The following is a 23,444-nucleotide window of genomic DNA, read 5'->3' on the forward strand; positions in this document are numbered from 1 at the left end:
GATATACCGGGCCCGCGCCTGGGAGCCCTCGATGCCCATCTACGCTTACAAGTGCAGCGCCTGTGGCCATGCCAAAGACGTCCTGCAGAAGATTTCCGACGCGCCGCTTTCGGTTTGCCCCGAATGCGGCCAGAGCACGTTTTCCAAGCAAGTGACCGCGGCTGGCTTCCAGCTCAAGGGCTCGGGCTGGTACGTCACCGATTTCCGCGGCAACGGCAACGGCGGCCAGCAGGCCACCGGCGCCAGCGCCCCGTCGGCGCCCGCTGAAGGCGCCGCGCCGGCCGCCGGCGCACCGGCTCCGGCCGCTGCTCCCGCGCCCGCCGCCCCCGCGCCCGCCGCGGGACCGGCCACCACTTCCTGAGCACACGCGCGATGCGAATGCGCGTCATCAAAAAGTACTTCATCACCGGCCTGCTGATCTGGGTTCCCCTGGTCATCACGGTGTGGGTGCTGGGTCTGCTGGTCGCCACCCTCGAAGGGTTCGTGCCTGGCTTCCTGTCGTCCGAATCGCTGTTCGGCGTCGACATTCCCGGCTTCCGCTTCGTCCTGGTCATCGTGGTGGTACTGTTGACGGGCATCTTCGCGGCCAACCTGATCGGCCGTACCATGGTGGACCAGTGGGAAAACCTGCTGGGCCGCATTCCCCTGGTGCGTTCGATCTACAACTCGGTCAAGCAGGTCAGCGATACCGTGCTGGCCCCGAACGGCCAGGCGTTCCGCCGCGCGGTGCTGGTGCAGTATCCGCGCGCCGGCAGCTGGACCATCGCATTCGTCACCGGCACGCCCAGCGGTGAAGTGGCCGAGCGCTTGCCCGGGGACCACATCAGCGTGTACGTGCCGACCACGCCGAATCCCACGTCCGGCTTTTTCCTGATGGTGCCCCGTGCCGACACGGTGGACCTGCAGATGAGCGTGGACGCGGCCTTGAAGTACATCGTTTCCATGGGCGTCGTCGCCCCGGGTCCGGCCATGCCGGGCGCCCGGCCGGCGCCGCCCGCTCCGACGCCGGACGCGCAGCGCGCGCCGGGCGTCGACCTGTAACCCTTTACGCTACTACCAAGCACACAACGGAGTTATCCCGATGCGTACCTGCTACACCGGCCAGGTTTGCCGCGACCATCTCGGCCAGACCGTCACCCTGTATGGCTGGGTGAACCGCCGCCGTGACCACGGCGGGGTCATCTTCATCGACTTGCGCGACCGCGCGGGCCTGGCGCAGATCGTGTTCGATCCGGATAACGCCGCCTTCGCCACCGCCGAGCGCCTGCGCAACGAATTCTGCATCCGCGTCACCGGCCTGGTGCGCGAGCGTCCGGCGGGCACCGCCAACGCCGAACTGGCCTCGGGCGAAATCGAAGTGCTGTGCAAGGAAGTCGAGATCCTGAACGCGTCGGTCACGCCGCCGTTCCAGCTGGACGACGACAACCTGTCGGAAACCACCCGCCTGACGCACCGCGTGCTGGACCTGCGCCGTCCGCAGATGCAGCGCAACCTGATGCTGCGCTACCGCGTCTCGATCGAGACGCGCAAGTTCCTGGACCAGCTGGGCTTCATCGACATCGAGACCCCGATGCTGGCCAAGAGCACGCCCGAAGGCGCGCGCGACTACCTGGTGCCCTCGCGCGTCAACGCCGGCCACTTCTTCGCGCTGCCGCAATCGCCGCAGCTGTTCAAGCAGATGCTGATGGTGTCGGGCTTCGACCGCTACTACCAGATCACCAAGTGCTTCCGCGACGAAGACCTGCGCGCCGACCGCCAGCCTGAGTTCACCCAGATCGACTGCGAAACCTCGTTCCTGAACGAGTTCGAGATCCGCGAGATCTTCGAGAACCTGATCCGCCACGTCTTCAAGGTGGTGCAGGGCGTCGACCTGGCCGCGCCGTTCCCGATCATGAGCTGGACCGAAGCGATGCGTCGCTACGGCTCGGACAAGCCCGACCTGCGCGTGCAGCTCGAGTTCACCGACATCACCGACGTCATGCGCGACGTGGACTTCAAGGTGTTCGCCGCCGCCGCCACGGCGCCCGGCAGCCGCGTGGTCGCCCTGCGCGTGCCCGGTGGCGCCGAGATGTCGCGCAGCGAGATCGACGCCTACACCCAGTTCGTCGGCATCTACGGCGCCAAGGGCCTGGCCTACATCAAGGTCAACGAAGTGGCCAAGGGCCGCGACGGCCTGCAATCGCCCATCGTCAAGAACCTGCATGACGCCGCCCTGGCCGAACTGGTCAAGCGCACCGGCGCGCAAGACGGCGACATCATCTTCTTCGGCGCCGACCGCGAGAAGGTCGTCAACGACGCCATCGGCGCGCTGCGCGTGAAGATCGGCCACAGCGAATTCGGCAAGAAGACCGGCCTGTTCACCGCCGGCTGGCAGCCGCTGTGGGTGGTTGACTTCCCGATGTTCGAATACGACGAGGAAGACGGCCGCTACACCGCCGCTCACCACCCGTTCACCAGCCCCAAGGACGGCCACGAGGACTTCCTCGAGACCGATCCCAGCAAGGCGTTCGCCAAGGCCTACGACATGGTCCTGAACGGCTGGGAAATCGGCGGCGGCTCGGTCCGTATCCACCGCGAGGAAGTGCAGAGCAAGGTGTTCCGCGCGCTCAAGATCGGCGCCGAGGAAGCCCGCGAGAAGTTCGGCTACCTGCTGGACGCGCTGCAATACGGCGCGCCTCCGCACGGCGGCATCGCCTTCGGCCTGGACCGCATCGTCACGATGATGACCGGCGCCGAATCGATCCGCGACGTGATCGCCTTCCCGAAGACCCAGCGCGCCCAGGATCTGCTGACCCAGGCGCCGTCGGAAGTCGACGAGAAGCAACTGCGCGAGCTGCACATCCGCCTGCGCAACGCCGAACCGAAGTAAGTCCACCCCCGAGCGCCTGCGGCGCTCCCCCTCAAGGGGGCGCCGCGCGGGACCGGCGGAGCCGGATCCCGGCGGCCTGGCTTGGGGCGGGATCTCGGGTTTGGGGCTTGGGCTTTCGGGCGCACCGCGCGGCGGGTCACTCCGTTTCAGGGTGTCTCCGAGGTGGGAAGGGTTCATGGAATTGGAGTAATCTGGCAGACGCCGCCTGGGTTGGCGGCGCTTGCCGGGGCTCCTTTTTTTGTGGGCCGCGGTGGGCGGTTTCACTGTCTTGAGAGGCGCCATCTCTTCCATGTCGCTCATCCGTGTCGTCAGCTACAACATCCATAAGGGCCGCTCGGCGCTGGGCCGCCGCGACTCCCTGAATGAACTGCGCCTGGGCCTGTACGGCCTGCGCCCCGACCTGGTCTTCCTGCAGGAAGTGCAGGGCCGCAACGAGCAGAAATCGCTGCTCGACGCCCAGCACGAATCGCTGGCCGCCGCGCTCAAGCTGGACGTGGCCTATGGCCGCAACGCGATCCGCCACGAGACCGACCATGGCAACGCCCTGTTGTCGCGCTTTCCCATTCTTGACCACGAAAACCAGGACATCTCCGACCACCGGCTGGAGCAGCGCGGCCTGCTGCACGCGACCATCGAGCTCGACGGCCGTTCGGTGCATTGCTTCGTGGTGCACCTGGGCCTGTTCGCCGGCAGCCGCAGCCGCCAGATCCTGGCGCTGACCGAGCGCATCCGGCGCATGGTGCCCGATGGCGAGCCGATCCTGATCGCGGGCGATTTCAACGACTGGGGCGACCGGCTGGCGCCGCTGTTCGTGCAGCAGCTGGGCCTGTACGAGGTGTTCTCGCATGCGCCGCGCAGCCATGGCGGCGAACTGCCGCGGCTGCGCGATTCGGTCAAGCGCCTGAGCAATGCGCTGCGCGGCCTGCCCAACAGCGGCGTGTCGGTGCTGGAGCGCACCAACCAGCTCGGCATGGACGGCAGTTCGCGCCTGTTGCTGCCGCCGCCGCGCACCTTCCCGGCCGTGTTCCCCTGGTTCCGGCTGGACCGCATCTACCAGCGCGGCTTCGCCGTGCGCAGCGCGCGCGTGCTGCGCGGCCGCGAATGGGCGCGGCTGTCCGATCATTCCCCCTTGCTGGCCGAGCTGGAACTCCCGTGAAGGCCGAGCAGGTCAGGCTGGAGTGGACCGACGGCAACGATATCCGGCTGCTGCAGAACGGCACCGACTTTTTCCCGGCGCTGTGCCAGGCGATCGACGCGGCGCAGTCCAGCGTCCACCTGGAAACCTACATCTTCATGCTGGACCGCACCGGCCTGAAGGTGCTGGACTGCCTGATGGCGGCGGCCGCGCGCGGCGTCAAGGTGCGCGTGGTGCTCGACGGCTTCGGCGCCGCCGAGACGGTGGACGCCCTGCGCGAGCGCCTGACCGGCGCGGGCGCGCAATGCCGCGTCTTCCGCCCGGAACCGCGCTGGTTCGCCCGGTTCATTCCCTCGCGCAGCCGCCTGCGGCGGCTGCACCGCAAGGTCACCATCGTCGATGGCAGCGTCGCCTTCATCGGCGGCATCAACATCATCGACGACTACGACGACCTCGATCCCACCGATGGCATCTCGGCGCCGCGCTTCGATTTCGCGGTGCAGGTGCGCGGCCCCTTGGTGACCGAGGCGGCCTACGCCCAGGACCTGCTGTGGGTCCGCCTGAACTGGGCGCGCCTGCGGCGCCATCCGCGCGACTGGAACCGCATGCGGCTGACCAAGCCCAGCCACGCGCACGTCGCGCCCTGTGGCGACCTGCGCGCCGCGCTGGTGCTGCGCGACAACCTGCGTTTCCGCCAGACCTTCGAACGCGCCTATCTCTACGGCATCACCCAGGCGCGGCGCGACATCCTCATCGCCAACGCCTATTTCTTCCCCGGCCGCCAGTTCCGCCGTGCCCTGGCCAAGGCCGCCGCGCGCGGCGTGCGGGTCCGGCTGCTGCTGCAGGGCAAGGTCGAATACCGCATGCAGTACCACGCCACGCGTTCGCTGTACGACCAGTTGCTGCGCGACGGCATCGAGATCTACGAGTACATGCCGAGCTACCTGCACGCCAAGGTCGCGGTGATCGACAACGTCGCCACGGTCGGCTCGTCCAACCTGGACCCCTTCAGCCTGCTGCTGGCGCGCGAGGCCAACGTGGTGGTGGACGACCAGCCGTTCGCCTGGGACCTGCAGGAGCGGCTGGAGGCGGCCATCCAGGCGGGCGGGCGTTTCATCCGGCCGCTGGACTACCAGCGGCGCGGCTGGGTGCGGCGCTGGGTGGACGCGGCGTCCTATACCTTGCTGCGGATCGGGGTGGCGTTGACGGGGACGTCGGACAAGTATTGAAGCGCGCCGCCTCAGGCGCGTTTTTTCAGCAGCCCCAGGGCCAGCGCCGTGCCGACCAGGATGATGGCGGCGCCGGCGCCGATGGAGGGCGTGATGGCCTCGTCCAGGAACCAGGCCCCCCACACGACGCCAAAGATCGGCACCAGGAAGGTGACGCTGACCGCCCCGGTGGGGCCGACATTGGCGATCAGCCGGAAGAACACGATATAGGCCGCGCCGGTGCAGACGATCGCCAGCAGGATGGTGGCGAGCCAGGCGGCGCCCGATGCGGGCGTTTCGGGCCAGGCGGAGATCGCCAGCGGCAGCAGGACCAGCGAGGCGGCAATCATGCTGCCTGTGGCATTGGCCAGGGCGTCCACGCCGCTCAGGAAGCGCTTGGTCCAGTTGGCGGCGATGCCATAGAAGATGGGGGCGGAAATCGCGGCAAGCACGGCGGGGCCGGTGCCACCGTCCTGGAAGTGCAGTTTGTCCCAGACCAGCACGATGATGCCGACCAGGCCGATCATGAGGCCGAGCGACCGCATCCAGGGCAGGCGGTCCTTGAACCACAGCCAGCCCACCACCGCGCCCCAGACCGGGGTGACGGCGTTCGCCACGGAAAGGAACCCGGCGCCGAGGGACTGCGCCGCGTAGGCATACAGCAGGAAAGGCACCGCCGCGTTGAGCGTGCCGACCACCAGCAGCGATTTCCAGTGCCGGCGGATGATCGGCAGCTTGCCGCGCCACAAGGCAATCGGCAGCAGGAACAGCGCCGCCAGGCCCACGCGCAGTTCGATCAGCGCGACGGGACCGAAGTCCGCCACCGCCAGGCGCATGAACAAAAAAGAGCCGCCCCAGACGGCGGCCAGTGCCAGAAGGTCCAGCAGATCACGTTGACGCATGCGTTCAGTCCCGGGTTACGTCGTTTTCCGGCTCGTGGCCAGATTCTTCATCTTGACCCGGTGCGCCAGCAGCGCACAGGTCAGGGACAGGACGATACACAGGACCAGCCCGGTGCGCACTCCGTTTAGTACGCTGCTGTGGGAGATCAGGATGCCGACCACCGCGGTGCCGAGGGCGCTGCCGATGGCGCGGGTGGTCTGGACCAGGGCGGACGCCACGCCCACGTCGCGGCGTTCGCTGAGCATCTGCATGAACAGGGTCAGGTTCGGCAACAGGAAGCCGAGCGCGCAGCCGTTGACGAAGAATGCCGCCAGGATCCACCAGGCCGAGGTGCCGGGAGAAATCAGCAGCACCATCAGCGAACCTGTCGCCAGCAACCCGCCGCCGAACACCATCAGGCGTTGCGGCTCCGTCTGCCTGGGAAAGAGGCGGCCATTGATGATGCTGCCGACCGAAATCGCGGCCACCAGCGGCGTCAGCAGCAGGCCCGCCTCGCTCGGGGTGTATCCCAGCACCTGCTGCAACAGCAGGGGGCTGTAGAAGATCAGGACGAACATGACGGCGCCGACCATCATGGCGGCGAGATTCAGAAGCCGCGATTCCCAGGCCGCCAGCACGCGCAGCGGGAATATCGGGGTCGCAACTCTGCGCTCGGTCGGTATCAGGATGGCAATGGCGACGACGCCGGCCAGCGCCAGGCACAGGCCCAGCACGGGATGGGCGTGGTCGCCGCTGGCGAAGGCCAGCTCCAGCGCCGCCAGCGGGGCGCCGACGGCGATCACGAGCAGGACGGCGCCCAGCCAGTCGATCTTGCGGCTTTCATCGTGCAGCGGCCGGATCCGGGGGAAGTACCGTGCCAGCAGGAAGAGCGTGACGGCCGCCGCGATCGGCGAGATGAAGAACGCGGCCCGCCAACCCAGCGCCTGGGTCACCGCGCCGCCCAGCACCGGCCCGATGCCGCTGGCCATGGCGAATGCCGCGGAGACCAGCGCCATCCAGCGCACGCGCTGCTTGGCGTCGGGGAACAGATCGGCGGGCGCGGCGAAGGCGGTGGCGATCATCATGCCGCCGCCAATGCCCTGCAGCGAGCGGAAGATGATCAATTGCGTCATCGACTGCGCCAGGCCACAGGCGATGGAACCCAGGGCGATGATCAGCACCGATACCAGCATCAGCGGCTTGCGGCCGAACATGTCGCCCAGGCGGCCGAAGATCAGGATCGACGCGGCGGTGGCCAGCAGGTACCCGGTACCGACCCAGGCGTAGAGCGCCATGCCGTCCAATGCCTCGGCCACGCGCGGCAGGGTGGTGCTGATGATGGTGGAATCGAACGCCGCCAGCACGACGGTGGCGGATACCCCCGCCATGGCCATCAGCAGGTCGCGGCGGGAATGTACGGGGGCGGCGGGCTGGGTCGATGGAGGAGGCGGGTTCATGCCGCCAAGCATATCATCGGCCCACTAGGGTTTTCACTTGTAGAACGCGTGGTAACTCCAGAACACGGCTATGACCAACACCACGAGTGCCCATGACCAGCGTGAGTTCGACAGGCCACGCGGTTCCGGTTCCGGCGGTGGCGGAGGGGGCGCGACTCGGGGCTGCGCAGCCATGTGGTCGATGAACGCCGTGAAGAATCGATCGATGATCTTCTCGCCAGCCTTCAGCACCAGGCCTTCGCCGCATTCGGCCAGCTTGCCGCCGGTCATGCCGGCGAGGGTGTAGGCCACGCGCGTGCCTTCGTCCTTGGTGCTGAGATTGACCTGAGCGGTGCCGATCGCCAGGCACGCCGCCAGCCCCTTGCCCTCGAATACGAGCGTGCAGCTGTTGGGCGGATCCACGTCGGACAGCAGGATTTCGCCTTCATAGTCGGTATCGATGCCGGCCACCTTGGCCCGCAATGTGACCGCATATTCGGTGGCGGACCGCTGTGTCACGCTGATGCAACCCGGTATGCATCGCTGCAATACAGCGGGATCCGTGAGGGCGTCCCAGGTTTGATGCTGGGTTGAAGGAATCCACTGGGCATCGGCTATGCGCATGGCTGTCTCCTTTTTGGGCCTTGTTTGAGTATTGTGGCCCTAAACCAGGAAATCTGCCATGAGAGTGTGCGAGCCGTCGGCGGCACCCTTGCGTGGGTTCAGTTGGTGATCAGCGTCGTTCCGCAGGTGACCCGGTGACGCTGCGCGGGTGAGACAAGGCCAAAAAGAGGGCGATCAGCATGGCGTACATTGATATGGTGCGCATGCCTCGGAACATCAGCTCAGTCAGGCCGAATACGACAAAACTCAGGCAGAGCGCCAATCCCATCGCAGCTGCGGCTCGGGCGGGCATCGGTAAAGGCTGCTTGAGCCTGCGCAAGAAAATGGCGGCAGGCGCGAAATAAATAATCAGCAGGGCGATTGCGCCGAGGATGCCATAGCTGGCCATTGCCATGAGCATGTCGTTGTGGGTCTCACCAAAGTTGTTGGTGACATACTCCGAGACTATTCCGGCTTCCTGAAGCCGTGGCAGGGATTGTTCATAGCGCTTGCCATTTCCACTGCCCAGCCAGGGGTCCTGCTGGAACATGTGCCATGCGGCACGCGCCAGCTGGACGCGGATGCAGACCGAGCTGTCAGCCCGATCATTCTGCGTCATGCATTCATGTATTTCTTGCTGAGCCAGATAGATTCGATCACGGAAACCGCTGTTGCTGAAGGCGAGGGCGGATGCCGCGGCGGTGAACGTCAGCATTGCCGCCACCAGGCGCACCGGGCGGATCTTCGGAAAGAAAAGCACCAGTCCGATCGCCGCGAAAATTGGGAATGCCATCCATGTCGAGCGGGTGAACGTCAGGATGACGCCGATGACGGAAGCGGCCGTTATCAACAGTTTCGCGATTCTTTCCGCGCGAGGATGTTGCGAGAAAGGCACCGCCAATGAATACAGGCTCATGCATCCGAACAGCAGCAGCAAGTTCGCATAGCTGACGGCGTTGTAGTCCCCGGTAACGGGCCGTCCGCTCGTGGTCAGCGCGAGTTCCAGGACCGTGGCCGCTCCGACCACTGCCGCTCCGAGAGTGCCGAGAATTGCCAACTGGAGTTTTTGTACATCGATGCGCAATAGAGCGAAGAGCAATATGCCGACGCTCGGGCCCAATCGGAAGGCACGTTCGATATCCGATGATGACCATCCGTGCTTGGTCCATTGGCTCAGCACGACGGTGAGCATCGGAAGGCACATCAACACGATGAACCCCCTGTAGCCGGTCGCCATGAGTGCATCGGGCGAGGGAGCGCTGCGCGGCCATGCCAACAGCGCCAAAGCCATCACGATCGACAGGTAGGACAGCAGGCTGCCTCCGTAACCAGAGGCCATGTTCAGCAATGGGATGGCGGCGAGTACCACCACCAGCAAAGATTTCAATGATCTAAGCATAGTAGACGCGGTCAGTTCGCGCCGCTTCGTTTGAGAACAATCTTCAGGGTCAGCAAGGCTATGCGAAGATCCTGCCGCAAGGTGCAGTTGCGCACATACTCGGTGTCGTATGCGACGAGTTCGTCCTGAGTGAGCGCGCTGCGGCCGCAGACTTGGGCCAGGCCCGTGATGCCAGGTCTGACGCCATGGCGCAGTTGCCAATCATCGGCAGCGAAATCGGCGCGTTGCACGGGTGTCATGGGCCGAGGTCCGATCAGAGACATATCTCCAACCAGAACATTCAGGAGTTGCGGCAGTTCATCCAAGCTGGTGCTTCTCAGGAAAGCTCCGATTGGTGTAATGCGCGAATCGTTCACTTCGGTCGTGCGGAACGCCGACCGTTGCGTCTTGACCTCTTCCAAGGGCACGCTCTCCGGTACATCGCCGCCATCGACAGCGACGGTCATCGTTCGGAATTTAAGCATGCGAAACCTGCGCAGGTCCTTGCCCACCCTGGTCTGCCGAAAGAAAATCGGACGACCTTCCTTGATCAGGACTGCCAGCGCCAACCCCGCCAGGACGGGCGCCAGAACGATCAGCAACAGCAAGGCCGCCAGGAAATCCATCGGGCGTTTCAGGCAATACGCCTGCTTGGTCTTACCCTGCACGTTGGTTTTCCCCGGTGTTCCGCAGGAAAACCTCTTCCCATAGGTTCTGCGCGATCAAGGCTCGGATCTCACGAGTGTAGTTGTGGCTGCCGCTGATGTGATCGTCCAGCATCGATCCGAGGCGTTCAGGCTTGAACAGGGCCGGCAGATTCGATTTTTCGCCAACCAGGTGGTCCCTGCAAAAATCAGCGAGCTCATTGCGGAACCAGTCGCCAACCGGCACCGTGAACATTTGTTTACGGCGGTACGCCAGATCATCTCCGATCATCGGCGCGACTGCCTTCTTGTAGAGGTATTTGGTCACGCCGTCGCGCAGCTTCAGCGTGCCGGGCATGCGGAACGCGAATTCCATCATGCGGTAATCGAGGAAGGGCGTGCGCGCCTCGAGCGACTCCGCCATACCCATGCGGTCCGGCTTTACGAGGTTATTGCCGGACAGCAGCAGTTGCATGTCCAGAAACAAGGCCTGATTGATCCGGTCCTGGTGTGGGACCTGGGCCATGATGTCGCTCGCCATGGCGAACGAATCCACGTTGCTCAGGCGTTGCTGATCCGCTGGTCGATACAGGTCGATCTTGGCTTCCGGCGAGAACAGGCTGATGCTGTCGAAATAGCGTCGGGTGAATGACGCCTGATCCAGCTCATCAATGCCGGGTTGCGAGAAGAAGCTTTGGTACTTGTCGTAGCCTGCGAACAGTTCGTCGCCGCCGTCGCCGGTCAGCACCACCTTGACGTGCTTTGCGGCAAGTTGGGAAACACGCCAAGTCGGCAGGAACGATACGTCCCCGTGAGGTTGGTCGCAGTACCAGGTTGCCTTGGGCCAACGATCAAGCATGTTGGGAGATACACGTTCCATCGTGTGCTGCGTGCCAAAGCGATCAGCTGCGGCTTGAGCGAAGGACGCTTCATCGTACCGGGGATCGTCAAAGCCGATGCAGAATGTCTGTACGGGGCGCGACATGTGGCGCGCCATCAGACCGACGACGCTGCTTGAGTCGACGCCGCCCGACAGGAACGCGCCGATTGGCACGTCGGAGCGCAGGCGAATGCGGACCGCATCGTCCAGGATGGCGTTGAATTCTTCGATCCAGTCGGATTCACTGCGGCCGTGCTGTGGCTGCACCTTGGCCAGATCCCACCACTGATGCACGGAACTGCCGGCGGCGCTGATTTTCATCCAATGTCCGGGCATCAGATGCCGCACGCCCTTGAACATGGTGTAAGGCGCGGGAACGTAGTTGTAGGTCAGATAGTGGTGCAGTGCCTCTTCGTCACGCACGGCCGGAATGCCCGCCAACAGCAAGGCCTTGATCTCCGACCCGAAAACCAGTCGCTTGCCTTGCTCGGCGATGTACAGCGGTTTGACGCCGATTCGATCGCGGATCAGGTACATGGCCTGCTCGCGCTTATCCAGAATGGCGATCGCAAACATGCCGTTGAGTTTGCTTATGAACGAAATGCCCTCTGTTTCATACAGGCGAAGCAGTACCTCGGTATCGGAATGGGTGCGGCAGTGCACTCCCTTTGCCGCCAATTCCGCAGCGAGTTCGACGTGATTGAAAATCTCTCCGTTCTGGACCAGGATGATCTGGCCATCATCGGAGATAAAGGGTTGATGCCCATCTTTGACATCAATAATCGAAAGACGACAGTTCCCCAGTGCGGCGCCAGCCTCGGCATGCACGCCATTCTCATCCGGCCCGCGATGGTGCAGTACCTTCGCCATGGCGGAAAGCGTGTCTGCGCTGAGACTTGCCTTGTCTCGGTCGAAATAGCCAAAAATGCCGCACATTTATTTGATTCCTATCAGGGTTTCAGGGTCGGCATTTTCAGCGCCTGACTAGAGATTTAAGATTTGGTATGCCGACGCAAAGATTCACGGCGAGGACCGCGAGGCCGGCCAGCGCAATCCAGCCGAGCAGCATCCAGTGCGGCAGGGAGAGGTAAGTCTGGATGGTGGCAAGCATCGCAAAGACGGCAGATGACAGCACGATCGCAAGCACGACTCGCGAGTCGAATACTCCGTTGTTGCCCCAGAGTTTCGGGCCGGTTGCAATCCATAGGCAAACCGTCATCACTGCGTAGGTCGCGTTAAGTATAAGCATAACGGAGCCAACGGCGAGGCCGCCTGCGAACCAGGCCATGGCGATGGCCATCGCGCCAACACACAACCCGCTTATCCACATAGGGACGTGGGTGCGCTTTTGCGCGTTCAGGGCTGTGGCGAGCATATAGCACGCTCCTTGCAACGGCAAGGACAAGAAGCCGATTCCCGCCAAGGTGCCGAGATCGTCGAGTTCCTTGCCGGACAGGCTGCCGCTCTGGCCATAGACGAGCGATGCGAGGGGTAGTGCGTACCACGCGCAGATCAGCGTGATCGACACAGACAGCAGGATCGTCAGACGCAGCGCCTGCCCCAGCAAAGCATACCCTTCGGGAGATCGGATGGAAGCGGCGAAGTGCTTCGATAGCCTGGGGAACGTGATGGACGCGATCAGCGTGATGAATACGGATAGTGGGAGTTCGACCAGCTTGCTGGCGTAGTTGAAGATGGCGACGCCTCCTTCGCCGCTGGCAGAGGCGTAGGCGCGCGCAAGCACGGGTACCGCCAGCAGGATGCTGCTGGACAGGAGTGCCTGGAAGTAGCGGGTCAACAGGGCGCGGTTTATCAGCCAGTCGGCCCAGATATTGCGCGGCCTTTCCCGGGGGATATTCGCCAATTGCGCGGCCCAGCGGAAAAACGCGCCGGCGTTGATGGCGAGGGCCAGGGCCACGATCAACGATGTGTTCATGCCGGGGACCAATAAAACGGCGATGATGCACGTGTTGAAAATCAGTGTGCCAAGCCCGCTGGAGAGGAACCGTTCGTTGGCTTGTAGATAGGCGGTTGTCGTGCCGGCCAGAGCGCTCAGCGGAATGGCCCACGCCATGATCCGCATCGCGACCGCGCCGTCGTCATAGGCCTGTGCGACAAGGCCCGGACCGAGCAAGCCGAGAACCTGGATTGGAAACGACGCGATCAGCAGGGCGAGCATGCCGAACAGGCCGCCGATCACCAGGGAGGATTGCACGAACAAGTTCGCCGCGCGCGTTTTGTCCAGGCTCTTGAATTCTGGGACGAGTGCTCCTGCAAGCCCTCCAGCGAGCAGCAGATTGACCAGCAGGTCGGGCAGGGTCAGTACCAGCACCGCGGCATCTGCTTGGGCGGTGGCGCCGAAGTGGGAGGCAAGAACGATTTCGCGCAGGAAGCCTGTAATGCGTCCCGCCAAGATGGCGACGGACAGGACTACTCCCATTCGTATCAGGCTTTTGCCCATCGAGTGTCGTGGTGCGAGGCGGCGTTGTTAGGGCTAGGATGCCGAGCCGGCAGCGGCAGCGGCAATTTGCTTCTGCGAGACAATGTCATCCACGATGCGCCGCAGGCGCAGCCGGTTTTCATCCACCAATGCGGGCGATGCCTCGAATTGGGCGATGGCCTGGTTCAGCTTGCCGATTTCGTGTTCAAAGTCCATGTTGGACTTGAGCTCGTCGAGGCTCTGCGCCATCCGGTGGAAGGTGCGCGACAGAATGACGCTGGATGAGCCGAGGCGGACGTGTTCACCGAGGATGACCTCGGCGGGCAATTGTCCTTCGCCGACTCGGGCAATGCCTCCAATGCCGAAGGGGAGACCCTGGCGGCGTACGATGGCGGCCAGTTCGTCGATGAGGCCACTGGCCAGCGGCTCGAACATGAAGGTACAGCCTAGCTCAAGATGCAGATCGTTGAGCCCGATATGGAGTTCGGATACGCCGGCGATCTCGACGATTTCGGCGAGCGCGCGCGTGGCGCCCACGGTTTCCAACAGGGGAATCAGGCGGGCACGGCCGTCGATCCATTGACTGACCTGGCGGACCGCAGCCGCGTCCGCGAACATCGGAAGCATGATGATGTCGGCGCCTCGCATCAAGACCTGCTCAATTTCCTCCTGGGTATTGCCGTCCAGGGGATTGATGCGTACCAGCAGGTCTGAGTCGGGAGCCGCTTGCCGGATGGTGTCCACGTCGCTTAGCGTGTGGCGGCTGATGACAGTGTTCAAATGACCCTGGCGGGCCAGTTTTCCTGTGAACTCAAGATCGACAAACACACGACTTACTCCGTGTTTGACGACGTACCGGGCGATGTCCGGCAAGTTCGTGATCAGCATGTAGTTCATCGTGGTCCACCCGTCTATAGCGGCCAGAGTGTACACTATCCTGCCCATAAGTGCGTTTTCAGCCAGATACAAATTGGTATATTTCTGATTAGTGGAACCAATGAATAACTATGAGTAGATCAAGCCAGTTCCTCGCTTCGGAAGAAACTCCCGATCTCAATTTTCGACAAACCATGTTCCGACTCGGTCTGGTGCTTGTCGTATTGTGCATCGGGTTTTATATCGTGGGAGCAAGTGGTTCCAGCAGTCTGCGCCCTCGTCTGGTGCTGCATTATCTGTTCACTTCTACACCTGCTGCGATCTCCAGCTACGCCAGCTACTATTTCTACAATGTCCTGGAAAAATATGATTTTTGGGGGGTAGTGGCGTCCGTGGGTTTTCTGATGATTATCGGAATTGCCACTGCCTTGCTGGTGTTCGAGATTTTCTACTACTGGTGGAAACGGGGCGATTTCAGGGTTGGAATGCGGGAAACGTCGCTGTATCGATTTGCGTTCGGCGACAAGAGCGAACGGACCGATCTCTATCTGTTCCTGTATTACGCGCTATCGCTTGATGGGTTGGTGGTCATGGCGTTGGGCTTGTTGGGGCCCTTTATTATTTTTGGAATTCTGGTCAATAACGTCCAGATCGGCATCGGGCAATATATGCCGTCGTGGGCGGCATTTCTGGTATTCATCCTGGTCGCGGATTTCCTGGCGTATTGGTTTCACCGCTTCGCTCACACAACGACCTCGCTTTGGGAACTGCACAAGTTTCACCATTCCGCACTCAGCATGAATCTGCTGACTGCGCACAGGAATCACCCATTCGAAGTGGCGATGCAGTATCCGCTGCGCGCGATTCCGTTGATTCTGGTCGGGCCCAGTATTCCGGAGTATGTGGTCTACACAATGATTCACCACGCGGTGATTCTATTGCAGCATTCCAATTTCAATGTCGGCTTCGGCTGGTTTGGCCGGATTATCGTGTCGCCGCGCTTTCACCTGTTGCACCATTCGTCCAAGCCTGAACATTTCGATCAAAACTATGCTGTGGTGTTCTCGTTCTGGGATGACTTGTTTGGCACAAGGTACAAAGGGAAGGACATCGATCCCGTTTATGGTGTGACAGACAACTATTTTAACCGGCGGGGATTCGGTTTTGATATGTGGGCGCCATTCAAGCGCTTCTGGCGAGGAATCTTCCGTAAGCCCGTCAAGGTTTAGGGAACACCGGCTCCCGATGCAGGCAGCGCGCGGGAGCCGGTTTGATCGCTTACTTCGGCTGCATATCAGCTGTAGCGCGGCGGGAAGGGGCGTCAGGGCGCGTTGAGTAGCGCTTGAGTCGCAAGGCGGGTTTCTCCACCAGGTACCAGGACAACAGGCCCGCTGCGATGCTGAACGCGACCGAGATCCATGCGCCCGCAACGGGCGAAACTTTGCCGTTCAGGTAGTAGTACGCCATCTGCTGCAGCGGTGTGGAATATATGTATACACCGTAGGAGATGTCTCCCATCCGGTGGATGGCATCGGCCAGTTGCGAATGGCGGACTCCAATGGCCATCACGATATATGGCAGCGCGATGAAGTGCACGGGATAGTAGGCGCTGGTCTTGAAAGTCAGTATATAAACAACAGCCAAGATCGCCGCGACTTCAAGTCGCAAGAAGCGCAAGGGGATCCAATTGAATAATGCCCCTATGAAAAAGAAGGCGATGAAGCGTGCTGCATTCACGGGTTGAAAATACAGCCAGAAGAAATAATCTTCTTTATTGTTGTTGATCGATTGCATCGCATACCAAAGCGTCTTGTCATTGGTCGCCGTACCAATGAGAAAATAGGCTGCGGTAATGATGGCCAGGGCGAGGGCGTACGGCCACTTGCGACCCCTGACAAACAGCAAGGCTATCGCGATGAGATAAGCCGAGAACTCGATGCTGAGCGTCCAGATAGAACCGTTGACGGTGAAGGGCCGGGGCTGGCCTTCGAAAACGCCGGGCAGCACGGTTTGCAGCGGAAACAGGAAAATATTCAGCAGATAGAGCCACGTGCGCTCGTGGGACAAATAGCTTGCCAGGGGCAGGCTTGTGACCATCGGGCCCAGGATCAAGGCGCTCCATAGCATGCAGACGATCAGGCCGGGGAAGATGCGCACTGAACGATTGACGATGTAGCCGCCAATGGTGGGCGAGGCAAGCAAGCTACGCGTTACCAGAAAGCCGCTGATCACGAAGAAGGTGATCACACCGACGGTGGCCAGGTCGTCATAGCCGGACCACTGCAACACAGGACAGGGGCCAAGGGCGAAGATGCGCAAAACATGGGAGTACACGACCATGAACGCCGCGGCAAGGCGCAGTACGTCGAAGTTGTTGCGTGACGGCAGAGCAACCAGGGCGTCCCTGGGATGGGCTGCGGAGCCGGCGCTCAGAGCGAAAGTCATCATGTCATTGATTGAAATGGTGGGGTGCGACGGAAGTGCGCAATTTTTGCACAGGTAGGGGCGGCATGGGCGGTTTTGAGTGTGGCTTGCCCGGGCATCGCACTATAATGTTCCCCTACCTACATTGGCTACTGCCGCGAAATTATCCATGAAAAATAACGCCACGTTACATGTCGTGCACTGCATTGACACAGAGGGCCCGCTCGATGAGAGCCTTGCGGATACCTTTGTTCGCCTGCGGCAGTTGTTTAACGTGGTGCTTCCCCCCACGCGTGAGAATCTGATCAAGCTGCAGCAGCGCCAGATTCCGCTGGATGGCCTGGAAGACGAGGTCGCCAAGGTCGTTTCGCCCTCGTTGATGGCCTATAACCGCACTTGGCATGACGTGGGCGCGATGCTTGATGATTGCATGAGCGCACCTTTTCGCAACCAGATGGTCGATGATTTTGGCCGTGGTTGGGTCTATAGCTGGCATTGCATGGACCACTTGGGATTGAATGAGAATCCGCGGCGTAAGGATTTTGGGTACGGAAATATTTTTCGCTACTACCAGGACAAAATACGCGAGACGAATTCCGAGCTCGACGAAATTGATTGGCATTTTCACCCGCTGTCATTGACTCGACATCCACTTCATGCCGCAACGTCTTTCGCAAATAGTATGGATATTTTGATGCCTACTATTGCGCGACGCATTATAGATAACCACTGGTTCCCCACTACCAACCGGCCCGGTTTCCATGCCGAGCGCCCGGACTCGCATCTGTTTTTCGAGCAGTGGATCCCCTTTGACTATGCCAGCCAGTCGCATGAGTCGGCGATCTCGGCTCAGCGTGATACCCAGCTTGGTCGGTTCGGTGATTGGTCCCGTGCTCCTGCGGATTGGCTTGGTTATCATCCGAGCCATGACGACTATCAGATCCCCGGAAGCTGCCGGCGCTGGATTTTTCGGTGTCTGAATCTGGGAACGCGCTTGCGGGTAATGCAGATCGAACATGTGCGAGATGCCTTCAGGCAGGCGAGTGAGAATGGATCGGCGATTCTTGCCTTTGCCGATCACGATTATCGGGATATTCGGCCGGATGTCCAAACCTTGCGCGCCATGTTGCAAGAGGTGCGTGCCGAGTTTCCCGACGTGAAAATACGTTTTTCTGGTGCCCATGAGGCGGCCCAGGCGCACGTCAGTGCTGAAAGCGAATCAATACAGCCGTTGGAGCTTGCGCTTCGGGTGGAAAATAATCGCGTTTACGTGAACGTGGTTGCGGGACAGGTCTTCGGTCCGCAACCATTCCTTGCGTTGCGCACGCGTGATGGGCGCTATTTTCACGACAATTTTGATGTCATCACGCCGAAGTCCGAATGGACTTATGTGCTGGACGACCAGACAATGATGTTGCAGAGTCTGTCGCACATTGGCGTGGGAGCGGCGGGTCGCTTTGGTGGATACCACGTAGCGTTACATACGGTTGTATGATGCAGCGCGGAAATCTTGTTCGGACCTCATAATTCAGCCGAACAAACGATTCGAGCAGATTCGAAACGTTGATACTGACCCAGAGATAATGAAAGTATTCTTGGTGTTTTACGGAGGGGGCCATGTCACCGCCGCCATTCCGCTTATCCGCTCGCTGAAAAACAGAGGTCACGAGGTTGTGCCGCTCGCTTTGACGACTGCATCCGCGGTGTTGAGCCGATTGGGCATCGCGCATCGGACGGTCCGTGACTATGTGGATGCGACCGACGCTCGGGTCGCGTTGTATGGTGGCAAGCTGGCCGAGAGGCACCATACGGAAGGCAAGGGCATTCCGAAGGAAGAGTCCATTGCCTACCTTGGCGCCTCGATGCGGGATCTGGTCGATGAGATCGGAGAGCCCGCGGCTTGGGCTGCTTATGAAGAGCGTGGTCTCAATGCATTTTCACCCGTGGCCACCGCCAGCCGCATTCTCAAATCGGAACAGCCCGACTGGGTAGTGGCGACCGCTTCGCCGCGCATGGAATCCGCGCTATTGCGGGCGGCCTGCCAGCTGCATATTCCCAGCATCTGCGTCATCGATCTTTTTGCCATCCTTGAGTTGCCTTGGTTGCGCCGCCCTGACAACGGGCACCTGCTGACGGTCTATTCGCAGACCGTGGTCGATCGCCTGGTGGAGGCCGGGCGGATGCGCGAACGTATTTTCGTGACTGGCAATCCGGCATTCGATGCGCTCAATGATCCCGAATTGCAGCAGCTGGGTGCGCAATGGCGCCATCGGCATGGAGTCGCGGATCAAGAAAAGCTCATTCTCTGGGCGGAGCAGCCCGAACCGTTGAATCCCGAATTGCCCCGGCGGGTGAGGGCGTTCCTCGCTGAACTTTGCGCACGGCGCGCAGGGTGGCGTCTGGTTGTACGACTGCACCCCAGCAGTACTGATCCGCGTGGTGAGGTTATTCCCGAAGGGGCGTTGCATAGCCCTGCGGAAGATGCGTTGCCGGTGGTGGCGGCCGCGGCGGATGCCGTTGTCACGCTTACGTCCACGGTGGCGATGGAGATGCTGCTGACGGGTAAGCCCGCCATCATCCTGCAGTTGTCCCAATACGATGAGTTGGTAAGCTACAGCGAAGCGGACGGCGCACTGGTGCTTGGCGATTTGCAGGAAGTCGGTCAAGGTCTGGAACAGGTGCTGAATGACACGCCGCTTGCCCGGAAACTCTCCGCGGCCCGCAAGACCTTGCCGCCGCCAGGAAACGCGGCCGAGCGTGTCTGCGACGTGCTTGAAAATGAACATGCGAAGACTCTCGCCGAGATTCGAGAGGCCCGTATATGAGCCCGCGGAATGCAGCATTCGGCGAGCCTGGGCCGACGCAGGAGGCCTCGGCAACCCTAGCGGCCGATGACGTGGCGACGCGCTGGCGGGGCAGGTTGCTGGTTCTGCTTGCCCTGGGGCTGTTCACCGCCGCGAGTCTGCCGATCCTTCCCGTCTGGGGCGACGCGTGTAGATTGTTCGCAATCGCCGTTCTCGTGCTTCATCCCCGAGTGCCTCGATGGCTGGGTGTGGTCCTGGGACTGGCTCTGGTGGGATTGATGCTCCTGCCGATGGCACATTCGCATGCAGGCTTGCTGGTCAGGCCGCTTCAGTATGTGGCGGATGCCGTGCACTATGTCATGGGCTATCCGCTCAACCTCGCGCCGGCAGTGCAATTGCTCGTCGTCGATGGTGTTCTTTTCGCCGGGCTCGGGTTTCTTTGCTGGCGGGATACGCACGGCAACCCGATGGGCCGGTATGTACTCATCGTGCTGGTGCTGTTCGGCGTCTGGTTGTTCGGCAATGCGCTATGGAGTCTCTATGACGCCGTTCGCGAGTTGTCGACGGACGCCGATAGTGTCTCCTTGCTCGAGCGGTCTGTCAGTAGCGTAATGGCAGCCTCGGCCATCTGGTACGCATTCATCCTGACTGCATTCTTGGTCGTGATCTTGGTCAAGACCGAGCGCGATCGCACCTTATTGCTATCGACGATCGGCTTGGCCATGGTGTTCCAGGCGTTGATCGCTTTGGCGCAGATGGCGGTGGGAGACTGGGCCTACATCCTGGAATTTCCAGACGGACTGGACTACATCCGCCGGGTGCGTGGAGCATATTATTACCACGGCAGCCTGGATCTGTTCCTGACGATTGGTCTGTTCGTCATGGTGTCGCTGACGGCGAACGTGCGGCGTAAATGGTTGCCAGTGGCGGGGTTTGCAATACTGGCCTGTACGTTGGCGCTGAACAGTACCCGCGCATTGAGTGTTGGTATCTGTCTTGGCGCCGTCGCATGCTTGATCTGTTTTTGGCGGGTGCGGGCCAGTCTGTATCGCCCGATGATTGTGGCGTTGATACTTGTCATTCCCATGTTTGCGTCGCTGGTGTTCTATGACAAAGCGGAACGCAAGATCGAGGGAGACGGCACATCGGTCGAAATCCTTGCTCAGACCAACGTGGCCCGTTTCGACCTGGCAGGCGGCGCGATAAAGGCTATTGAAAAGCAGCCCTTGTCGGGATATGGCCCGAGTTGCGTGATTCCGCTATCCGGTCGCGTGTTGGGCGGCGAACGTTGCACTGATTCGTCTCACGTGCTTCTGGTGGACGCCGCGCTGATGCTGGGCATACCGGCTCCGGTGTTGTTGTTCCTGTTCTTCGCGGGCATCGGCGGGTACTGTCTATGGCGTGTCTTGTTCCGCCGTGATCCCTGCGGACTGTACATGGTTGGCGTCGTGGGGATGGTAGTAATGCTGAGCATTGCCACCTTGTTCTTCCCCAAGGAGCGCGACTGGAATCTTCTCATGGTGTTCGCGATCCTGGCGCTGGCAGTCTGCGCGCCCAATGGGTCGGTCACGACGGGGGAGCGCTCAATCCTCGTGAGCCGTTGGGGCCGGGTTGGCATTGCGCTTAGCGCGCTTGCATCGATCCTTTGGGTCGTGCTCACAAGCCCGACTTATACAATGCCCCTGACGGACTTTTTGCGCGCTCGTGCGCTCATGAACGCGCAACATGTGCCTCAGGTGGTCTACAGCAATTCGGGTCTGTTGACGGCGGTGGGACGATTTGCCTTTTCCGTGATGGGAAACTGGATTCCCTCTTTAAAGAATGTGGCGTTCCGTCAGTTGCGTGACAACGGCGAGTCGCTTGATCTGCCTACGGGGTCCTGGGTCTTCTGGTCCGGGGCGCACGACAGTGCCTATCCCAACCTGGTGAAGAGCCAGCGTTTCAATTTCTACCGCCCTTACGGTCTGGCGCCAAGTTTCAATTTGCCCTATGGTTGGGAGATCGTCCGCAGCAGTTCGCCAGCGGTGTCGCTGCTGAGGGTGGGCTCTTCACCTTACGTGGCGCCATTGGGGCTGGACGACGTCCTGTGTGGCAAAGTCCGTGACGATGATGTTTCGCTGTTTGGCACACCGCGCGACTGCGCCCCGCATGTCCCGGTGAATGAGCTGAGCGAATGGCGGCGTATCGCACCGGTCGTGACCCAGTTGCAGTTCAAGCTGAGCGATTCGCAGACAGAAGCCGAAAAGCGTAGCCGCATTCAACGGCAACTGACGCCTGTGCGGCACACGGGTCTGGAGTTCGACTTGATCTATCAGGATGGTCGCAGCGTTCATATCGATGAGGATCGGAGCATTCCCCTGGCTTTCGGCGAGGGAGAGCGTCTGAAGGCGGTTGATATGACGATGCGGGTCAACGCACCTTACGTACGCCTGGAGTCGGGCGCCGTGATCGCTGTAGGCATCAACCTGGCGCGTCCTGATGCAATTACCACGGTGACGGCGGACGGCGTGAAGCCCGCACCTGTGCTGGGGGATGAAAAGGCGACGACGTCCTGGGCCGGACGCGATGGCGATCAGATCGTAATCGATGCCCGCAGGGCCAAGCGCGCGTCGCCGTTCCTTTATGAAATCATGCTGCCGAATTACGCCAAGCCAGACGGCAAGCCGCCAGTCAGTTGGGTGTTTGAAGGATCAAACGATGGTCAATCCTGGGTCGACCTGGATCGGCGCAGCCGCCGTGAAGATCTGACCCTTGGGGCGACCGAGTGGTATGCGCTGCGCTCAACGCCGGGTTATGACTATTACCGGTTCACGTTGACCGGCAAGAACAAGAGCGAACCTATCTCCGTCTCTGGCGTGAAGCTGTACACCGAATTTTCTGGAAATCCTGACTATGAATGAGAGCATCTTACTAATTGGCGCCGGCAACCTGGGAAGCCGGCATTTGCAGAGTCTGGCAGATGCTCCGTGGATCGGGCGCGTGGTGGTGGTGGAACCCAGCCAGGCGGCCGCGGAAGTTGCCCGTACGCGATGGCACGATGTGCCGAATTGCCAGGGCAAGGAATTGATTTTCGCCGCATTGGATGATGTGGCGCGGCACGGGCCGTTTCATGCGGCCGTGATTGCCACCCCTGCGCCAGGACGTCTGCAGGTATTGCGCGCAGTGCTTGGCCTGGGGATCAAGCGAGTACTGTGCGAGAAGGTACTGTTTCAAAGCGAAGCGGAACTGGATGACGCGTTGACGGCCGCGGCCGAGGCGGGCGCGGATATCCGCGTGAACCATATCTACCGTTACCTGGACGCTCTCTGCAAATTGCGCGCCTTGACGGCCGGCCAGCAGCTGTCCATGTCTGTAGACATTGACGGCGACGGCATGGGCTGCAATCTCATTCACTACGTCGATCTCTTTGCCTATCTGACCGGCTCGAACGTGAGCGAGCTGTCGGCGGAAATCGACAAGCCGGTCCACGAGTCCAAGCGGGGCGGCAGTTTCGTGGAGTTCACGGGCAAGGCCGTTGCGTCCGATGATCTCGGAGGTCGACTGCGCGTGACTTACCACGACAAGGTGCCGGCGGCGGCTCCGCGCATCTGCGTGGAAGGCGAATTCGGCCGGGTCGTGTTCGATGAGGCGGCAGGTTCAGTGGTCAGCGATCTTGCCCCATTGCAGGGTCTTGTCTTCAATGTGCCACGGGTGAGTGCGCTGACTGCGCCGATTCTTGCGGAGCAACGCGAAGGCCGCTGCTTGTTGCCGACCCTGGAGCAATCCGCAGCGATGAATCGTCTGATGTTGAAGACGTTCAACGTTCAATTGACCGGGCGGCATGAGCGTGAGCTCGCTTGCCCCATCACCTGAATAGCCTGTTGCG

19 protein-coding genes are annotated in these 23,444 nt (G+C 61.3%); 10 read left to right on the plus strand and 9 right to left on the minus strand.

Features of this window, described 5'->3' with window-relative positions; genetic code table 11:
* The first annotated feature begins 31 nt into the window (after positions 1–31).
* The 5 genes from I6I07_RS08220 (at position 32) to clsB (ending at position 5,233) form a co-directional block, all read left to right on the plus strand.
* Positions 32–361 carry an FmdB family zinc ribbon protein gene (locus tag I6I07_RS08220; protein ID WP_198486269.1) on the plus strand — a complete coding sequence of 110 codons (330 nt, stop codon included), beginning with the start codon at positions 32–34 and terminating at the stop codon, positions 359–361.
* A 17-nt stretch (positions 362–378) separates the two neighbouring features.
* Positions 379–1,041 carry a DUF502 domain-containing protein gene (locus tag I6I07_RS08225; protein ID WP_006391987.1) on the plus strand — a complete coding sequence of 221 codons (663 nt, stop codon included), beginning with the start codon at positions 379–381 and terminating at the stop codon, positions 1,039–1,041.
* A 40-nt stretch (positions 1,042–1,081) separates the two neighbouring features.
* Positions 1,082–2,869, plus strand: a complete 1,788-nt coding sequence (aspS, locus tag I6I07_RS08230; RefSeq protein WP_198486270.1) for an aspartate--tRNA ligase — start codon at positions 1,082–1,084, stop codon at positions 2,867–2,869.
* Positions 2,870–3,158: 289 nt separating this feature from the next.
* Positions 3,159–4,025, plus strand: a complete 867-nt coding sequence (locus I6I07_RS08235; RefSeq protein ID WP_006389688.1) for an endonuclease/exonuclease/phosphatase family protein — start codon at positions 3,159–3,161, stop codon at positions 4,023–4,025.
* On the plus strand, positions 4,022–5,233 hold the full coding sequence (gene clsB, locus I6I07_RS08240) for a cardiolipin synthase ClsB (RefSeq protein ID WP_198486271.1): 1,212 nt from the start codon (positions 4,022–4,024) through the stop codon (positions 5,231–5,233). Before I6I07_RS08235 ends, clsB begins: the two co-directional genes overlap by 4 nt.
* 11 nt (positions 5,234–5,244) lie before the next feature.
* Here the strand turns inward: clsB and I6I07_RS08245 are convergent, their stop codons facing one another.
* From I6I07_RS08245 to I6I07_RS08280, 8 genes are all read right to left on the minus strand, one after another.
* A complete protein-coding gene (locus I6I07_RS08245; protein ID WP_198486272.1) occupies positions 5,245–6,114 on the minus strand; it encodes a DMT family transporter in 870 nt (289 codons plus the stop codon).
* A gap of 15 nt (positions 6,115–6,129) precedes the next feature.
* A complete protein-coding gene (locus I6I07_RS08250) occupies positions 6,130–7,488 on the minus strand; it encodes an MFS transporter (protein WP_198487452.1) in 1,359 nt (452 codons plus the stop codon).
* A 96-nt stretch (positions 7,489–7,584) separates the two neighbouring features.
* Positions 7,585–8,154 carry an SRPBCC family protein gene (locus I6I07_RS08255; RefSeq protein ID WP_198486273.1) on the minus strand — a complete coding sequence of 190 codons (570 nt, stop codon included), beginning with the start codon at positions 8,152–8,154 and terminating at the stop codon, positions 7,585–7,587.
* Between the two features lie 109 nt (positions 8,155–8,263).
* Positions 8,264–9,520: an O-antigen ligase family protein gene (locus I6I07_RS08260; protein WP_198486274.1), complete on the minus strand. Its 1,257-nt coding sequence runs from the start codon at positions 9,518–9,520 to the stop codon at positions 8,264–8,266.
* A gap of 23 nt (positions 9,521–9,543) precedes the next feature.
* On the minus strand, positions 9,544–10,179 hold the full coding sequence (locus I6I07_RS08265; RefSeq protein WP_232625968.1) for a sugar transferase: 636 nt from the start codon (positions 10,177–10,179) through the stop codon (positions 9,544–9,546).
* Positions 10,169–11,971, minus strand: a complete 1,803-nt coding sequence (asnB, locus tag I6I07_RS08270) for an asparagine synthase (glutamine-hydrolyzing) (protein WP_198486275.1) — start codon at positions 11,969–11,971, stop codon at positions 10,169–10,171. Before asnB ends, I6I07_RS08265 begins: the two co-directional genes overlap by 11 nt.
* A gap of 37 nt (positions 11,972–12,008) precedes the next feature.
* A complete protein-coding gene (murJ, locus tag I6I07_RS08275; protein ID WP_198486276.1) occupies positions 12,009–13,496 on the minus strand; it encodes a murein biosynthesis integral membrane protein MurJ in 1,488 nt (495 codons plus the stop codon).
* A gap of 33 nt (positions 13,497–13,529) precedes the next feature.
* Positions 13,530–14,372, minus strand: a complete 843-nt coding sequence (locus I6I07_RS08280; RefSeq protein WP_198486277.1) for an aldolase/citrate lyase family protein — start codon at positions 14,370–14,372, stop codon at positions 13,530–13,532.
* Between the two features lie 110 nt (positions 14,373–14,482).
* Between I6I07_RS08280 and I6I07_RS08285 the strand changes: the two genes are divergently transcribed.
* Positions 14,483–15,580, plus strand: coding sequence for a sterol desaturase family protein (locus I6I07_RS08285; protein ID WP_198486278.1), 1,098 nt, complete (start codon positions 14,483–14,485; stop codon positions 15,578–15,580).
* A 49-nt stretch (positions 15,581–15,629) separates the two neighbouring features.
* Here the strand turns inward: I6I07_RS08285 and I6I07_RS08290 are convergent, their stop codons facing one another.
* The gene (locus I6I07_RS08290) at positions 15,630–16,799 is read right to left on the minus strand and encodes an acyltransferase family protein (protein ID WP_198486279.1); all 1,170 of its coding nucleotides are present in this window, start codon (positions 16,797–16,799) and stop codon (positions 15,630–15,632) included.
* A gap of 145 nt (positions 16,800–16,944) precedes the next feature.
* On the opposite strand from I6I07_RS08290, the gene I6I07_RS08295 reads away from it, so the two are divergent.
* The 4 genes from I6I07_RS08295 to I6I07_RS08310 all read left to right on the plus strand — a co-directional run bounded on the left by I6I07_RS08295 (position 16,945) and on the right by I6I07_RS08310 (position 23,431).
* On the plus strand, positions 16,945–18,270 hold the full coding sequence (locus tag I6I07_RS08295; protein WP_198486280.1) for a hypothetical protein: 1,326 nt from the start codon (positions 16,945–16,947) through the stop codon (positions 18,268–18,270).
* Between the two features lie 88 nt (positions 18,271–18,358).
* Positions 18,359–19,600: a UDP-N-acetylglucosamine 2-epimerase gene (locus tag I6I07_RS08300; protein ID WP_198486281.1), complete on the plus strand. Its 1,242-nt coding sequence runs from the start codon at positions 18,359–18,361 to the stop codon at positions 19,598–19,600.
* Positions 19,597–22,479 carry an O-antigen ligase family protein gene (locus I6I07_RS08305; RefSeq protein WP_198486282.1) on the plus strand — a complete coding sequence of 961 codons (2,883 nt, stop codon included), beginning with the start codon at positions 19,597–19,599 and terminating at the stop codon, positions 22,477–22,479. The genes I6I07_RS08300 and I6I07_RS08305 overlap by 4 nt, the downstream gene beginning before the upstream one ends.
* Positions 22,472–23,431 carry a Gfo/Idh/MocA family oxidoreductase gene (locus I6I07_RS08310; RefSeq protein ID WP_198486283.1) on the plus strand — a complete coding sequence of 320 codons (960 nt, stop codon included), beginning with the start codon at positions 22,472–22,474 and terminating at the stop codon, positions 23,429–23,431. Before I6I07_RS08305 ends, I6I07_RS08310 begins: the two co-directional genes overlap by 8 nt.
* Positions 23,432–23,444: the final 13 nt, after the last annotated feature.

Origin of the sequence: Achromobacter deleyi, from assembly GCF_016127315.1 — a bacterium.
Taxonomy (GTDB): Bacteria; Pseudomonadota; Gammaproteobacteria; order Burkholderiales; family Burkholderiaceae_B; genus Achromobacter; species Achromobacter insuavis_A.

Coding starts and splice junctions, on each gene's coding strand:
- I6I07_RS08220 (WP_198486269.1), top strand. CDS start 32: ATGCCCATCTACGCTTACAAGTGCAGCGCCTGTGGCCATGCCAAAGAC.
- I6I07_RS08225 (WP_006391987.1), top strand. CDS start 379: ATGCGCGTCATCAAAAAGTACTTCATCACCGGCCTGCTGATCTGGGTT.
- aspS (WP_198486270.1), top strand. CDS start 1,082: ATGCGTACCTGCTACACCGGCCAGGTTTGCCGCGACCATCTCGGCCAG.
- I6I07_RS08235 (WP_006389688.1), top strand. CDS start 3,159: ATGTCGCTCATCCGTGTCGTCAGCTACAACATCCATAAGGGCCGCTCG.
- I6I07_RS08245 (WP_198486272.1), bottom strand. CDS start 6,114: ATGCGTCAACGTGATCTGCTGGACCTTCTGGCACTGGCCGCCGTCTGG.
- I6I07_RS08250 (WP_198487452.1), bottom strand. CDS start 7,488: ATGGCCATGGCGGGGGTATCCGCCACCGTCGTGCTGGCGGCGTTCGAT.
- I6I07_RS08255 (WP_198486273.1), bottom strand. CDS start 8,154: ATGCGCATAGCCGATGCCCAGTGGATTCCTTCAACCCAGCATCAAACC.
- asnB (WP_198486275.1), bottom strand. CDS start 11,971: ATGTGCGGCATTTTTGGCTATTTCGACCGAGACAAGGCAAGTCTCAGC.
- murJ (WP_198486276.1), bottom strand. CDS start 13,496: ATGGGCAAAAGCCTGATACGAATGGGAGTAGTCCTGTCCGTCGCCATC.
- I6I07_RS08280 (WP_198486277.1), bottom strand. CDS start 14,372: ATGAACTACATGCTGATCACGAACTTGCCGGACATCGCCCGGTACGTC.
- I6I07_RS08285 (WP_198486278.1), top strand. CDS start 14,483: ATGAGTAGATCAAGCCAGTTCCTCGCTTCGGAAGAAACTCCCGATCTC.
- I6I07_RS08290 (WP_198486279.1), bottom strand. CDS start 16,799: ATGATGACTTTCGCTCTGAGCGCCGGCTCCGCAGCCCATCCCAGGGAC.
- I6I07_RS08295 (WP_198486280.1), top strand. CDS start 16,945: ATGAAAAATAACGCCACGTTACATGTCGTGCACTGCATTGACACAGAG.
- I6I07_RS08300 (WP_198486281.1), top strand. CDS start 18,359: ATGAAAGTATTCTTGGTGTTTTACGGAGGGGGCCATGTCACCGCCGCC.
- I6I07_RS08305 (WP_198486282.1), top strand. CDS start 19,597: ATGAGCCCGCGGAATGCAGCATTCGGCGAGCCTGGGCCGACGCAGGAG.
- I6I07_RS08310 (WP_198486283.1), top strand. CDS start 22,472: ATGAATGAGAGCATCTTACTAATTGGCGCCGGCAACCTGGGAAGCCGG.